The sequence below is a fragment of the Halosegnis rubeus genome, assembly GCF_009184545.1.
GTDB classification, from domain to species: Archaea; Halobacteriota; Halobacteria; order Halobacteriales; family Haloarculaceae; genus Halosegnis; species Halosegnis rubeus.
Window position 1 is genome coordinate 279689 of record NZ_QJOW01000001.1, and the last position, 14127, is coordinate 293815.

The window sequence follows — 14127 nt, forward strand, 5'->3', positions numbered from 1 at the left end:
CCGAACCGTTTCCTCACCACCGACCGTACCGACCCTGATGACCGAGCCTGCATTCGACGAGATTCTCCCTGCTGTCGCCGGTATCGTCCCGACGACGGACGATCGACTGCTCTTCGTCCACAACGAGGTGTTCGACGCGTGGACGCTCCCGATGGCGGCCGTCGAGCCTGGTGAGTCACTGGAGACTGCACTCCAGCACGAGGTCGAAACGGCCTCTGGACTCACGGCCGACCCGGTCGAACTCACCGGCGTCTACTCCAACCCGAACGTGCAGGCCGTCCAGTACGAATTGGGCGAACTCGTCCACTACGTGACGACGTGCTACCGGTGTCTGCCGGTTGACGCGCCGGCCTCGCTCGATGCATATCCCGACGCCGAACTGTTTCCCATCGCGAATCACCCGTATCTCGGCTACATGCAGCGGTGGCTCGACGACGGTCTCGCGGCCGAATAACGTCCCGTCAGACAGCCGAATTTATTAAAGGTACATAATATGGGTCTAATGACCCCTTACATTTGGAGCGGAACAAAAATAAGGTCCAGTCGGCTAGCAATGGTAATGTCTGACAACGCACACGGGGGGGCCACTGAGCTACTCGCCGACCCCGACGAGACGCGCGCGAACTGCGGGGTCGGAGTCGTATTCGACCTCGACGGCGACGCGAGCCACCAGCCCATCGCCGAGGGAATCGAACTGCTCGGTAACCTCGAACACCGCGGTACCACCGGCGCGGACCCGAATACCGGCGACGGCGCGGGGATTCTTCTCCAGATTCCGGACCGGTTCTACCGCGAGGAACTCGACGTGTCGCTGCCGCCCGCTCGCGAGTACGCCGTCGGCACCGTCTTTCTCCCGCCAGACGAGACCGCCGCCAGCGACCTACGCGATATCGTCGCCGACGAGTTCACAGAACACGGACTCGACGTGTTGACGTGGCGCGGCGTCGAGACGAACAACGACGAGCTCGGGCCGACCGCCCTCGAATCGGAACCACGCATCGAACAGGTGTTCGTCGCGCCCGACGCCGACCTCGACGGCGAGTCGTTCGACCGACTGCTCTACGAGGCCCGCCGGGCCGTCGAGACACGCATCGAGGACACCCGCCCGCCGGGCGGTGGCCGCTTCTACGTCTGTTCGCTCGACCGCAAGACCGTCGTCTACAAGGGACTGCTCACCGCCGAACAGCTGGTCGATTACTTCCCGGAGCTTTCCGACGAGCGGGTCGCGTCCACGTTCGCGATGGTCCACGCCCGGTTCTCGACCAACACGCTCGGCGCGTGGCACCTCGCACATCCGTACCGGAACATCATCCACAACGGCGAGTTCAACACCATCAAGGGGAACGTCAACTGGATGCGGGCCCGCGAGACCGACATCACACACGACGACCTCGACGTGGACACGGTCAAGCCTATCATCGACGACCCCGACCAGTCAGACACCGCGAGCGTCGACAACGCGCTCGAACTGCTGATGCAGGGCGGCCGAAATCTCCCGCACGCGCTCCGAATGCTCATCCCCGAGGCGTGGCGCGGCGAGGCGAATCAGGTCTCCGAGGAGCGCCGCGAGTTCTACGACTACCACGCCTCGCTCGTCGAGCCGTGGGACGGCCCGGCGCTCGTCTGTGCCACCGACGGCGACCGCATCGGTGCCGTGCTCGACCGCAACGGCCTGCGCCCGTGTCGCTACGACGTCCGCGAGGACAACACCCTCGTGATGGCCAGCGAGGCCGGCGCGCTCGACACCGACCCCGCCGACATCCGCGAGCGCGGCCGACTCTCGCCCGGCCAGCTGTTCCTCGTCGACCCAGAGGAGGGTCGCGTCGTCCCCGACGACGAAGTGTTCGACTCCCTCACCGACCAGAAGTACGGCGAATGGGTCCGCGACCAGCAGCTCTCGCTCGATTCGCTCGCCGACCACGACAGCCACGAGCCGAACGCCGGTGACGACCTTCGGGCGCGGCAGGCGCTGTTCGGCTACACCCGCGACCAGCTCGACGAGATGCTCGAACCCATGGCCAACGACGGAAAAGACCCCGTCGGTTCGATGGGTGACGACACGCCGCTGTCGGTGCTCTCGGAGTTCAATCGCCCGCTGTTCACCTACTTCAAACAGCTGTTCGCGCAGGTGTCGAACCCGCCGCTCGATTACATCCGCGAGGAGATGGTCACCTCGATGGAGACGCGGCTCGGCAACCAACGGAACCTCCTCGACGAGACGCCGGAACACGCCAAACAGGTCGTCGCCGAGTCGCCCGTCCTGACGAACGGAGAACTGGACGCGCTCCAGTCACTCGACGGGGGCGACGACGTGAACGGGCTCTCGACCGTGACGCTGGACGCGACCTACGACACCGACGGCGACCTCGAAGCTGCCGTCCGCGAACTCCGGATGGAGGCGACCGCTGCCGCGAAGCACCACGACGTGCTCGTGCTCTCTGACCGCGATGCCGGGAGGGACCGCCTCCCGATTCCCGCACTGCTTGCGGTCGGTGGCGTCCACCACCACCTCGTCCGCAACGGCCTTCGCAACCGCGTCGAACTCGTGGCCGAGTCCGGCGACCCCCGCGAGGTCCACCACGTCGCCGCCTGCATCGGCTACGGTGCCGGTGCCGTCAATCCGTATCTCGCCTACGAGTCCGTCACCGACATCGTCGCCGGCCCGGACGGAGCCGACGAGGAGACCGCCCTCGGCGCGTACGTCCACGCGCTCGAAGACGGCGTGCTCAAGACGATGGCGAAGATGGGGATTTCGACGGTCGAGAGCTACCAAGGGGCACAGATTTTCGAGGCGGTCGGCCTCGATTCCGATTTTGTCGCCGAGTACTTCGAGGGGACGCCCGCCCGGACCGAGGGCATCGACATCGACGACATCGAGAGCGACCTCCGCAAGCGCCACGCCGTCGCCTTCGGCGACGAGGAGCCGGAGCTCGAACACCAAGGCGAGTACGACCACCGCTCGTCGGGGATGTTCCACGAGTGGAACCCCTCCACCGTCGGCACCCTCCAGCAGGCCGTCCGCTCGGGCGACTACGAGCAGTATCTGAAGTTCGCCGAGCAGATGAACGACCAGCAGGACCAACTCCAGTCGCTGCGCGGCCTGCTCGAACTCGACTCCGACCGCGCACCGGTCGCTATCGAGGACGTGGAGCCGGTCGAATCCATCGTCGAGCGGTTCGCCACCGCGCCGATGTCGCTCGGCTCGCTCTCGCCGGAGGCCCACGAGAACAACGCGATGGCGATGAACCGACTCGGCGCGAAATCCGGCACCGGCGAGGGGGGTGAGCCGCCGGAACGGTTCGACACACAAAAGGAGTGTGCCGTCAAGCAGGTCGCCTCCGGCCGCTTCGGCGTCACCTCCGAGTATCTCGCCAACGCAGAAGAGATTCAAATCAAGATGGCACAAGGGTCAAAGCCCGGCGAAGGGGGCCATCTGCCCGGCGAGAAGGTGAACGAGATGATCGCTCACGTTCGCTTCTCGACGCCGGGTGTCGGTCTCATCTCGCCGCCGCCGCTGCACGACATCTACTCCATCGAGGACCTCAAACAGCTGATTCACGACCTGAAGGCGGCGAACCCCGACGCCGACATCAACGTGAAGCTCGTCGCCGAGGCCGGCATCGGCACCATCGCCGCCGGTGTCGCGAAGGCCAACGCCGACGCGGTCCACATCTCCGGCCACTCGGGCGGAACGGGCGCGTCCCCGCGCACATCAATCAAGAACGCCGGGCTGCCGTGGGAACTCGGGCTGTCGGAGGCGAACCAGATGCTCCGGGCGACGGACCTGCGCTCGCGCATCCGCGTCAGCACCGACGGCGGTCTCAAGACCGGGCGCGACGTGGCCGTCGCGGCGCTGCTCGGGGCAGAAGAGTACGTCTTCGGCACCGCACCGCTCGTCACCTCCGGCTGTGTGATGGCCCGCCAGTGTCACGAGAACACCTGCCCGGTCGGCGTCGCCACCCAGCGGGGCGTGCTCCGCGAGCGGTTCCCCGGCCAGCCCGACCACGTCATCAACTACATGACGTTTATCGCACAGGAGCTGCGCGAGCAGATGGCCGAGTTGGGCTTCGAGACGGTCGAAGAGATGGTCGGCCACGCCGAGCACCTGAGCCAACGCGACGACGTGACACAGGAGAAGGCGCGCAAGCTCGACCTCTCGGCGATGATCGCCGAACAGCCGGGCGAGGCGCGCACCAAAACGGAGCCACAGACCCACGAAATCGCGGAGGCGCTCGACTGGGAGCTAATCGACGAGGCCGAAGCCGCCATCGAACACGGCGACCCGGTCCACATCGACCGCGACATCTCGAATCACCACCGCGCGGTCGGCGCGACGCTCTCGAACCGCATCTCGACGAAACACGGCGGCGACGGCTTACCCGACGGCACGGTTCGGCTCGACTTCACCGGCACCGCGGGCCAGAGCTTCGGCGCGTTCCTCGCGCCCGGCGTGACGATGCAGCTCACCGGCTCCGGCAACGACTACGTCGGCAAGGGGCTTTCGGGCGGTCGCATCATCGTCAACACGCCCGACGTGGCGACGTACGAGCCGGAGAAGAACATCCTCGTCGGCAACGTCGCCCTCTACGGTGGCACCCGCGGCGAGGCGTACATCAACGGGATGGCCGGCGAGCGCTTTGCCGTCCGCAACTCCGGCGTGAAGGCGGTCGTTGAGTCGGTCGGCGACCACGGCTGTGAGTACATGACCGGCGGCGTCGTCGCCGTCCTCGGCGAGACGGGCAAGAACTTCGCGGCCGGGATGTCCGGCGGCGTCGCCTACGTGCTCGACCGGGAGAGGGACTTCGAGCAGTCGGTCAACAAGGAGATGGTGTCGGTCACAGCGGAACTGGACGAATCCGACCGCGCGATGCTCCGCCGATTGGTCGAGAACCACGTCGCCTACACCGACTCCGACCGCGGCCAGTACATCCTTGACAACTGGGAGTCGGAACTGGAGAATATCCTGAAGGTGATGCCCGACGCCTACGCCGGCGTGCTCGAAGAGGGAGCCGACGACGTGCGCGAGGAACTGCCCGTCCGTCCGGACGCCTCCGCGCGTGCGGGCGACGAGGAGTCCGGCTTCGTCACCAGCGACGACTGAGCAGAACGGTTATCCGGCCCTCGCTACTCTTTCGCTCGTGGTTTCAGAGAACACACAGCGGTCGATTCTGTTCGCCCTCGTCGCGACGGGGCTGTGGGTCGTCACCGGCCGGCTAACCGACAGTGCCCTGCTCCGGTGGGGGTTGCTCGTCGGGGTCGGCGTGATTCTGCCGACCATCCTCGCAGAGCGGGAACGCGACGACTGAGAACTGTTTTCCCGCCTCCCTCCGGAGTGGTGGCCATGACAGCGACGGCACTCGTCATCGGCGGGACGCGCTTTATCGGCCGCCACACCGTGAGCGAACTGCTCGACAACGGCTACGACGTGACCGTATTCAATCGCGGCAACCACGAGAACCCCTTCGCCGACCACCCGGACGTGGCCCACGTCGAGGGCGACCGGACCGAGGAGGGCGAACTCCGACTCGCGGGCGAGCGGGTCGATCCGGATATCGTCATCGATTGCGTTGCCTACTACCCACGCGACGTGCGGGTCGCGACTGACATCTTCGCCGACGTGGACGCGTACGTCTACATCTCTTCGGGCGCGAGCTACGGGGCAAAGCGCGTCCCGAAACGCGAAGACGAGACCCGACTCCGCGACTGCACGACCGAGCAGGCGACCGACGACAGCGACGCGACGTACGGTCCGCGCAAGGCCGAGGGCGACCGCGCTATCTTCGCGGCTGCCGACGAGGGCGTCAACGCGATGGCCGTCCGGCCGCCGGTCGTCTACGGTCCCCACGACTACACGGAGCGGTTCGACTACTGGATCGACCGCGTCGACAACCACGAGGAAATCGTCGTCCCCGGGGACGGGACGAACCTCTGGCATCTCGTCTACGTCGAGGACGTGGCTAGCGCCCTCCGTATCGTCGCCGAGGAGGGTGAGGCGGGCGAGGCGTACAACGTCGGCGACGGCCACGCGCCCATCCTCGGGGAGTGGGTCGACCGCATCGCCGACGCCTGCGACACCGAGGTCGAGACCGTCTTCGCCGGCCCGCGGGAACTCGGCGCGGCCGACCTCGAACTGACGGATTTCCCCCTCTACATTGAGTATCCGCACCTGCTCGAAACGGCGAAGATCCGCGACCTCGGCTGGGAGCCGACGCCGTTGGAGGAGACGGTCGCCGCGACGGTCAAGGCCCACCGCGACTCCGACCGCACCGGCCGCGAGAACGGTCCCGACCGCGAGGCCGAAGAACGCGTGCTCTCCGTGCTGGAGACGTTTTAGCCGCGCGTTCGGACAACCGTTTTGTCCGGGGGCCGCGAGTCGGGAGTATGTTCGAGAAATCGACGTGGATAAAACTGCCGCGGAGCGTCGTCGTCGGCCACGGCACCATCGACCGCGTGCCCGAGGCCGTCGCCGACCTCCACCTCGCGGGGCGACCGCTGGTCGTCACCTCGCCGACGCCCAACGACATCGCGGGCGAGCGGCTCCGCGACGGGCTCGCCGGGGTCGGTCCCGCCGCCGAGACGGTCGTCGCAAAGGAGGCCAGATTCGAGACCGTCGAGCGCGTCATCGAGACGGCCCGCGCCGAGGAGGCCGGCTACCTCGTCGGGCTGGGTGGCGGGAAACCCATCGACATCGCGAAGATGGCCGCCGACGAACTCGACGTGGGCTTCGTCTCCGTGCCGACGACGGCCAGCCACGACGGCATCGTCTCCGGACGCGGCTCCGTCCCAGAGGGCGACACTCGCCACTCCGTCGCCGCCGACCCGCCACTCGCCGTCATCGCCGACACGGAACTCATCGCGAATGCGCCGTGGCGGCTGACGACGGCCGGCTGTGCGGACATCATCTCCAACTACACCGCCGTGAAGGACTGGCAGCTCGCGAACCGCCTGAAAAACGTCGAGTACAGCGAGTACGCGGGCGAGCTCTCACAGCTGACCGCCGAGATGCTCGTCTCGCGGGCGGACTCGGTCAAGCGAGAACTGGAGGAGTCGGCGTGGCTCGTCACCAAGGCACTCGTCTCCTCGGGCGTGGCGATGTCGATTGCTGACTCCTCGCGTCCCGCCTCGGGTGCAGAGCACCTCATCAGCCACCAGCTCGACCGACTCGCGCCCGACGCCGCGCTCCACGGCCACCAGGTCGGCGTCGCGAGCATCGTCACGGAGTATCTCCACTCGGGCAACGACGGGGAGTGGACGCAGGTGCGGGATGCCCTCGCCAGTATCGACGCACCCGTGACGACGGGCGAACTCGATATCGACGGCGAGACGTTCATCGAGGCGGTCACGACTGCCCACGAGATTCGCGACCGTTACACGATATTGGGCGACGGAATGAGCGAAGGCGCAGCAATCGAGGCCGCGACGGTGACGGGCGTCCTCTAGGGCGACCGCCACGCGGCCGGCGAGCGCGGCTCGCCGCGTTCGGGAATCGCCGAGAACTGCAGTTGGAGTTGGTAGGCCTCGTCGTCGCTGGCCTCACAGCCGAGTGCGACGATGGCTGCCCGTTCTAACGCCTGAATGTCGGGGACGACGCCGGTCTGTCTGGCGACGGTGTCACGGACGGTCTCGCCGAGCGACTGGCCCGTCGAGACGGTTGTGCTCGGCGCGTGCCAGCCGGTCGGCCCGTCGATGAGGAGCCGGTCGCCGTCGCCGTTCTCGACATGCACCTCTGCGAGGACGGTCTCCTCGTCGCCGGTGATGTCGGCGAACGTCTCGGGCGAGACGCTGACCGTGGTCTGCTGGATGTCGAAGTTCTCGTAGCTCCCACGAAGTTGCACGAGCCGAGCAGTCACTCGCTCGCGCGCGGTCGCCCCTGCCATACCTCAGCCAGTCGCGCAAGCCGGATAAATCCCGCTGACTCTTCACGAGCGACCCGGCGCGTAGTGGCCAACTACCCGCACTCTCGCGTGCTGAGAAACAGCCGACTCAGACGTGTTCGGCGAGGAATTCGGCGATGCCGGCGTACGCCTCGACGCGATTTTCCCGCTTGGCGAAGCCGTGGCCCTCATCCTCGAAGATGAGCTTCTCGACGGGGACGTGCTCGCTGGCCTTCTCGACGATCTGTTCGGCCTCCCCGACCGGGACGCGCGGGTCGTTCGCGCCGTGGAGCACCATCAGCGGGGCGCGAATCTCGTCGGCGTGGTTCAGCGGTGAGATGGATTCGAGGAACTCCCTGTCCTCGGCCAGCGAGCCGTACTCGGCCTCGCGGAGCTTGCGCCGCCACTCACCCGTGTTTTCGAGGAAGGTGACGAAAGAGGCGATACCGACGATATCGACGCCGGCGGCCCACAGGTCGGGGTATTCGGTGAGACAGGCGAGACACATGAAGCCGCCGTATGAGCCACCCATCACGACGAGGCGGTCCTCGTCCACGGCGTCGTGGGCATCGAGCCAATCGACGCCGGCTCGGATGTCGCGCACCGAGTCCATCCGTTTCTCCACGTCGTCGAGGTGGGTGTACGCCTTCCCGTAGCCGGTCGAGCCGCGCACGTTCGGCTCGAAGTAGCCGTACCCCTGCGAGAGGAAGTACTGTTTCACGGCCGAGAAGGAGGGTCGCCGCTGGCTCTCCGGCCCGCCGTGGATATCTACGATGACGGGCGCGGGGGATTCCTCGCTGGCCCCCTCGGGGAGGGTGACGTAGGCCGGAATCTCGCGGTCGTCGAAGGTCTCGTAGCGCACCAGCTCCGACAACTGGAACTCCTCGCGGGGAAGCCCCGCGGTGGAGGCGTTCGTCCACCGGACGGTGTCGCCGCCGACGGTCGCGACCCGGACGTTCGCGTTGTCGGTGTCGCTCGTCGCCGTGACGGCAAACCGGTTCCCGTCCTCGAAGAAACAGACGCCGCCGGCGACCCCGTCGAAGGCAATCGTGTCGAGTTCCGTGACGCCGCCGTTTTCGATATCGCCGACGGTGAACTCCGTGTAGCCGTCGACGTTGCGGGAGTAGACCGCTCGGCCGCTGTCCTCGTCGACGGCGACGCCGTCGATGTTCCAGTCGTCGTCGGTCTGCACGTACGTCAGGTCCCCGGCAGTCGAGAGTCGCGCGAGCGCGAGCAGATCACGCCCCTCGTCGGTGACGAGGTAGATGTCGTCGTTTGGACCCCATTCGAGACCGCTGTAGCGGACCGACCCCTCGTGTGGGGTGAGGTGGGTGCGTTCGCCCGTTTCCACGTCGAGGGCGTACACGTCGTGGTCGAACGAGGAGTGGGCCTCGTGCAACAGGAGCGTCTCGTCGTCGGGCGACCAGCCGGCGAGCGAGAGCCAGCCGTCGCCCTCGAAGATGCGGTCGGCGGCGTCGCCGGTCGCGTCGCGGTCCTGGACGTACACGTCGAAGACGGCCTCGTCGCGGCGGTTGGAGGCGAAGGCGAACTGCGAGCCGTCGCTGTTCCAGCCGCCCCACCGGTGTTTCGCCTCGGGCATGTCGGTCCACTCGGTGACGGTGCCGTCGGGGTCGAGCCGGTAGAGTTGGGCGCGTTCGTTGCCGCCCTCGTCCATGCCGAAGGCGATACTCTTGCCGTCGGGTTCGAAGTCGGCGAAGGTGATGCGGTCCTCGAAGAACGTGCGCTGGACCGGCCACTCGCCGGGGGCGTCCATCGTCCAGAGCTGACTCGTGCCCGTCGCGTCGAGCAGGAACGCGAGCGTGCCGTCGGCCGAGACGGAGGCGGCGGTCGCGCTCCTGACGTTGAGATACCGTTCGATGTCGCGCATACGTCCGGGTGTGAGCGGTCGGGTATCACTGTTTCTACACGCTTATACGCGTCCCACTCCTCTCTGGTGGCATGAGCGACGAGCAGGCGACACACGAGATTCCAGAGCCCGACGCCGACCTCGTGGCACGCGTCGAGGAGACGTCGCCCGAACAGACCGCCCGGGAAATCGCGACCCTGCGCGAGCGCGTCGAGGAACTGGAAGCCGACCTCGAGACCAGCGAAGACGAGCGCGAGGAGCTCGAATCGAAGCTCACGCGCAAGCAGGCCGACTTCCAGAACTTCAAGAAACGCCAACAGAAGAAGACCGAGCAGGCTCGCGAGCGCGCCACCGAGGACCTCGTGGAGCGGCTGGTCGACGTGCGCGACAATCTCGTCCGCGCCCTCGACCAGGAGGGAGAGATTCGCGACGGCGTCGAGACGACGCTCCGGCAGTTCGACGAGGTGCTCGACGCCGAGAACGTCGACCCCATCGAACCCGACGCGGGGACGGAACTCGACCCACAGCGCCACGAGGTGTTGATGCGCGTCGAGAGCGACGTGCCCGAGGGCACCGTCGCCGACCTCCACCGGCCCGGCTACGAGATGGCCGGCAAGGTGCTCCGGGCGGCACAGGTCACGGTCGCCGAGTGAGCTAGCGGTTCTGTTTATACGGCCTTGTTGAAACCCTTGCTGACAAACATGACTGGTGAGTAGCTGGAGGAAGATGGATGCTCTCCCAAAGTCACGACTTCTTCGATTCGTTGAACGGGCTATGGTGCTGGCTCGCCGTGCTGTGGCACGGTTCTCGACACGCTATTCACGGAAGCGGTTCACGCTCCGGCAACATGTTGTCCTGCTCTGTCTCAAGGTGAAGAAGACAACAACGTACCGCGATCTTGTTGACGAACTTATCGAGATGCCTCGCATTCGTGACGCCCTTGATCTCGATTCGATCCCTGCACCCTCGACACTCTGCAAGGCGTTTGACCGCTTGGAGATGGCCGTCTGGCGAGTGCTGCTGAACGTTTCACTTGCGGACTTGCCGCTGAACGGTGTCACTGGCATCGATGCGTCCGGGTTCGAGCGGGCTCATGCCTCTACTCACTACACGAAGCGAACGAACCTCACCATCCAGCAGTTGAAAACGACGCTGTTGGTCGATACAAAGACCAACGCCGTTCTCGATATTCACGTGACCACAACGCGGAAGCACGATACGCAAATCGCGCCACAGGTAGTGAAACGGAACAGACAGTCCATCGCGGTGTTGACCGGTGACAAGGGATACGACGACCAGAAACTTCGGCGGCTCGCCCGTGAGCATGATATTCGACCACTAATCAAGCATCGTGAGTTCACCTCACTCCACAAGGCGTGGAATACACGGTTGGACAGCGATCTCTACCACAGACGGAACATGAACGAGACAGTCAACGCGGCGATCAAACAGAAATTCGGGGCCTTCGTGCGGTCGCGTCTCTGGTGGAAGCAGTTCCGCGAACTCGTTATCAAGTGCATCGTTCACAATCTGGAGCGAAGCCCCGCTATTTCACACAAGGAGTCCGACTGTCCATAATTTCGAGAGGAGGGGGCTGCTGAATACAGAGCGTGAATACAGCAGCAAGTCCGGTGATTATATTACTCGGTAGCGGATAGACATAGCAATGAATCAGCAGGATCGTGCTGTCACACCTGTTATTTCGACTATTCTTATGGTCGCAATTGTCGTTATTTTAGCTGCGACAGTCTCTGTGTTTTTTCTCGGTGTGGTAGAAGATGTTAATGAACCTGCGCCGAATGTCGCGGATACAACTGGTGAGTTTGTCATTGACGAGGAGGACGCTGAGGACAATCAGATCGTCCGAATTACACATATTGCTGGCGACAGCGTTGATGTTGAAAATATAGAAATCATCGTTCGTGCATCCGGCCCTGATGTAGATACCGAGGCACGGTTGGTCGATCTTCCTGGCGATGGATTTTTCACCAGATCTCTTGCCGACAGCAATATTGACGGAAACGATGATCTCATAGATCAAGGCTTCGAGTCTGCTCGAATCATCGTTGTTGATGACTCAAATACGTGGACCGCTGGAACGACAATTGAATTTCGAATAAACACAGGCGAGGCTGACTTCCGCGAAGGAGAGTCTCCTGAAGCTGACGAACTTGAAGTTCTTATCGTCCACACTCCATCGAATGCGATTATCTCAGAACACACATTCGCGCCGTAGCAGCAGTGCGATATTCGCGCCCTCTATTCAGCAGGACTGCTGAAACCTATCATCGAATGAGGGTTTCAACAAGGCCGTTTATACGTATCGGTCGTTCGCGCCCGAATGCGTGAAAATCGCACGGAGACGCCCCGTCGTGTCCATCCGTGTGTCTCCCCATCACGCAACTTTTAATCAGTTTAGCCCGGTAACGAGGGGTAATGACGAGCAACAAGATTCTCGGTATCGACCTCGGGACCACGAACTCTGCGTTCGCGGTGATGGAGGGTAACGACCCCGAGATTATCGTCAACGCGGAAGGCGACCGGACGACGCCGTCCGTGGTGGCGTTCACCGACGACGAGGAGCGACTCGTCGGGAAGCCGGCAAAGAATCAGGGCGTCCAGAACCCAGAGCGCACTATCTCCTCGATCAAGCGCCACATGGGCGAAGAGGACTACACCGTCGACATCGACGGCGAAGAGTACACGCCCGAGCAGATTTCGGCGATGATTCTCCAGAAGATCAAGCGCGACGCCGAGGAGTATCTCGGCGACGACGTGGAGAAGGCGGTCATCACGGTGCCGGCGTACTTCAACGACCGCCAGCGACAGGCGACGAAAGACGCCGGCGAGATCGCCGGCTTCGAGGTCGAACGCATCGTCAACGAGCCGACCGCCGCCGCGATGGCGTACGGCCTCGACGACGAGACCGACCAGTCCGTCCTCGTGTACGACCTCGGTGGCGGGACGTTCGACGTGTCCGTCCTCGATTTGGGCGGCGGGGTCTACGAGGTCGTCGCCACGAACGGCGACAACGACCTCGGCGGCGACGACTGGGACGAGGCCATCATCGAGTATCTGGCCGACGAGTTCGAGGCCGAACACGGCATCGACCTCCGCGAGGACCGCCAGGCGCTCCAGCGGCTCACCGAGGCAGCCGAGGAGGCGAAGGTAGAACTCTCCAGCCGGAAGGAGACCACCGTCACGCTGCCGTTCATCGCGGCCGACGACTCCGGCCCGAAGGACCTCGAACAGAAGATTTCGCGTGCAAAGTTCGAGTCGCTCACGACGGACCTCGTCGACCGCACCGTCGAGCCGACCCGGCAGGCACTCTCGGACGCCGGCTACGACGCGGCCGACATCGACGAGGTCATCCTCGTCGGCGGCTCCACGCGGATGCCGCAGGTTCAGGACAAAGTCGAGGAAATCACCGGTCAGGAACCCAAGAAGAACGTCAACCCCGACGAGGCCGTCGCGCTCGGCGCAGCCATTCAGGGTGGCGTGCTCTCGGGCGACGTGGACGACATCGTCCTGCTGGACGTGACACCGCTCTCGCTCGGTATCGAGGTGAAGGGTGGGCTGTTCGAGCGACTCATCGAGAAGAACACCACCATCCCGACCGAGGAGTCGAAGATCTTCACGACGGCCGCGGACAACCAGACGCAGGTGCAGATTCGCGTCTTCCAGGGCGAGCGTGAAATCGCCGAGGAGAACGAACTGCTCGGTGCGTTCCAGCTGACGGGTATCCCGCCGGCTCCGGCCGGCACCCCGCAGATCGAGGTGACGTTCAACATCGACGAGAATGGGCTCGTCAACGTCGAAGCCGAGGACAAAGGCTCCGGCAACAAGGAGGACATCACCATCGAGGGCGGCGTCGGTCTCTCGGACGAGGAAATCGAGGAGATGCAGGAGGAGGCCGAGGCCCACGCCGAGGAGGACAAGCAGCGTCGCGAGCGCATCGAGGCGCGCAACGACGCCGAGAGCGCGGTCCAGCGCGCCGAGAGCCTGCTCGAAGAAAACGAGGAGGAACTCGACGGCGACGTCATCGACAACATCCACGACGCCATCGAGGACGTGGAGGCCGTGCTCGACGACGAGGACGCCACCACCGACGAACTGGAGGAAGCGACCGAGGAACTCAGCAGCGAACTCCAGGAGATTGGCAAGCAGATGTACCAGCAGCAGGCCGGCCAGCAGGCCGCCGGCGGTGCCGGTGGCATGGGCGGTGCTGGTCCCGGCGGGATGGGTCCCGAGGGCGAGGGTGAAGACGGAGAGTACGTCGACGCCGACTTCGAGGACGTCGACGGCGAAGAGAGCGACGACGAGGCGTAACGCCTCGCTCGACTGCTGATTTTTGAGGCTATCACAACCGTGAACTGCCGCGGCTCG

Annotated in this window: 11 protein-coding genes; 9 read left to right on the forward strand and 2 right to left on the reverse strand. The window is 64.7% G+C overall.

The genetic code is table 11. The annotated features are described in order from the left end of the window. The first annotated feature begins 37 nt into the window (after window positions 1–37). The 5 genes from DMP03_RS01510 to DMP03_RS01525 all read left to right on the forward strand — a co-directional run bounded on the left by DMP03_RS01510 (window position 38) and on the right by DMP03_RS01525 (window position 7440). Window positions 38–454, forward strand: a complete 417-nt coding sequence (locus DMP03_RS01510; RefSeq protein WP_152118970.1) for an NUDIX domain-containing protein — start codon at window positions 38–40, stop codon at window positions 452–454. A 105-nt stretch (window positions 455–559) separates the two neighbouring features. Next, window positions 560–5101: a glutamate synthase large subunit gene (gltB, locus tag DMP03_RS01515; protein ID WP_152118971.1), complete on the forward strand. Its 4542-nt coding sequence runs from the start codon at window positions 560–562 to the stop codon at window positions 5099–5101. Window positions 5102–5138: 37 nt separating this feature from the next. Further along, entirely contained in the window at window positions 5139–5306 is a 168-nt protein-coding gene (locus DMP03_RS14115) for a hypothetical protein (protein ID WP_172967040.1), read from the forward strand. Window positions 5307–5341: 35 nt separating this feature from the next. Continuing rightward, complete coding sequence (locus DMP03_RS01520) at window positions 5342–6334, forward strand: NAD-dependent epimerase/dehydratase family protein (protein ID WP_152118972.1); 993 nt, start codon at window positions 5342–5344, stop codon at window positions 6332–6334. Between the two features lie 47 nt (window positions 6335–6381). Continuing rightward, window positions 6382–7440 (forward strand): NAD(P)-dependent glycerol-1-phosphate dehydrogenase, encoded by a 1059-nt coding sequence (locus DMP03_RS01525; protein WP_152118973.1) that lies wholly within the window; start codon window positions 6382–6384, stop codon window positions 7438–7440. Here the strand turns inward: DMP03_RS01525 and DMP03_RS01530 are convergent. Both DMP03_RS01530 and DMP03_RS01535 read right to left on the reverse strand, forming a co-directional pair. Continuing rightward, window positions 7437–7877 (reverse strand): hypothetical protein, encoded by a 441-nt coding sequence (locus DMP03_RS01530; RefSeq protein WP_152118974.1) that lies wholly within the window; start codon window positions 7875–7877, stop codon window positions 7437–7439. The two genes, DMP03_RS01525 and DMP03_RS01530, sit on opposite strands and share 4 nt — an antisense overlap. 106 nt (window positions 7878–7983) lie before the next feature. Then, entirely contained in the window at window positions 7984–9762 is a 1779-nt protein-coding gene (locus DMP03_RS01535) for a S9 family peptidase (RefSeq protein ID WP_152118975.1), read from the reverse strand. Between the two features lie 71 nt (window positions 9763–9833). Between DMP03_RS01535 and DMP03_RS01540 the strand changes: the two genes are divergently transcribed. From DMP03_RS01540 to dnaK, 4 genes are all read left to right on the forward strand, one after another. After that, the gene (locus DMP03_RS01540; RefSeq protein ID WP_152118976.1) at window positions 9834–10394 is read left to right on the forward strand and encodes a nucleotide exchange factor GrpE; all 561 of its coding nucleotides are present in this window, start codon (window positions 9834–9836) and stop codon (window positions 10392–10394) included. A gap of 73 nt (window positions 10395–10467) precedes the next feature. Further along, complete coding sequence (locus tag DMP03_RS01545) at window positions 10468–11319, forward strand: IS5 family transposase (RefSeq protein ID WP_152119506.1); 852 nt, start codon at window positions 10468–10470, stop codon at window positions 11317–11319. An 88-nt stretch (window positions 11320–11407) separates the two neighbouring features. After that, a complete protein-coding gene (locus DMP03_RS01550; protein WP_152118977.1) occupies window positions 11408–11977 on the forward strand; it encodes a type IV pilin in 570 nt (189 codons plus the stop codon). A gap of 200 nt (window positions 11978–12177) precedes the next feature. After that, window positions 12178–14070, forward strand: a complete 1893-nt coding sequence (dnaK, locus tag DMP03_RS01555) for a molecular chaperone DnaK (RefSeq protein WP_152118978.1) — start codon at window positions 12178–12180, stop codon at window positions 14068–14070. Window positions 14071–14127 lie beyond the last annotated feature (57 nt).

Coding starts and splice junctions, on each gene's coding strand:
- DMP03_RS01510 (WP_152118970.1), top strand. CDS start 38: ATGACCGAGCCTGCATTCGACGAGATTCTCCCTGCTGTCGCCGGTATC.
- DMP03_RS01530 (WP_152118974.1), bottom strand. CDS start 7,877: ATGGCAGGGGCGACCGCGCGCGAGCGAGTGACTGCTCGGCTCGTGCAA.
- gltB (WP_152118971.1), top strand. CDS start 560: ATGTCTGACAACGCACACGGGGGGGCCACTGAGCTACTCGCCGACCCC.
- DMP03_RS01520 (WP_152118972.1), top strand. CDS start 5,342: ATGACAGCGACGGCACTCGTCATCGGCGGGACGCGCTTTATCGGCCGC.
- DMP03_RS01540 (WP_152118976.1), top strand. CDS start 9,834: ATGAGCGACGAGCAGGCGACACACGAGATTCCAGAGCCCGACGCCGAC.
- DMP03_RS01525 (WP_152118973.1), top strand. CDS start 6,382: ATGTTCGAGAAATCGACGTGGATAAAACTGCCGCGGAGCGTCGTCGTC.
- DMP03_RS01550 (WP_152118977.1), top strand. CDS start 11,408: ATGAATCAGCAGGATCGTGCTGTCACACCTGTTATTTCGACTATTCTT.
- dnaK (WP_152118978.1), top strand. CDS start 12,178: ATGACGAGCAACAAGATTCTCGGTATCGACCTCGGGACCACGAACTCT.
- DMP03_RS01545 (WP_152119506.1), top strand. CDS start 10,468: ATGGATGCTCTCCCAAAGTCACGACTTCTTCGATTCGTTGAACGGGCT.
- DMP03_RS01535 (WP_152118975.1), bottom strand. CDS start 9,762: ATGCGCGACATCGAACGGTATCTCAACGTCAGGAGCGCGACCGCCGCC.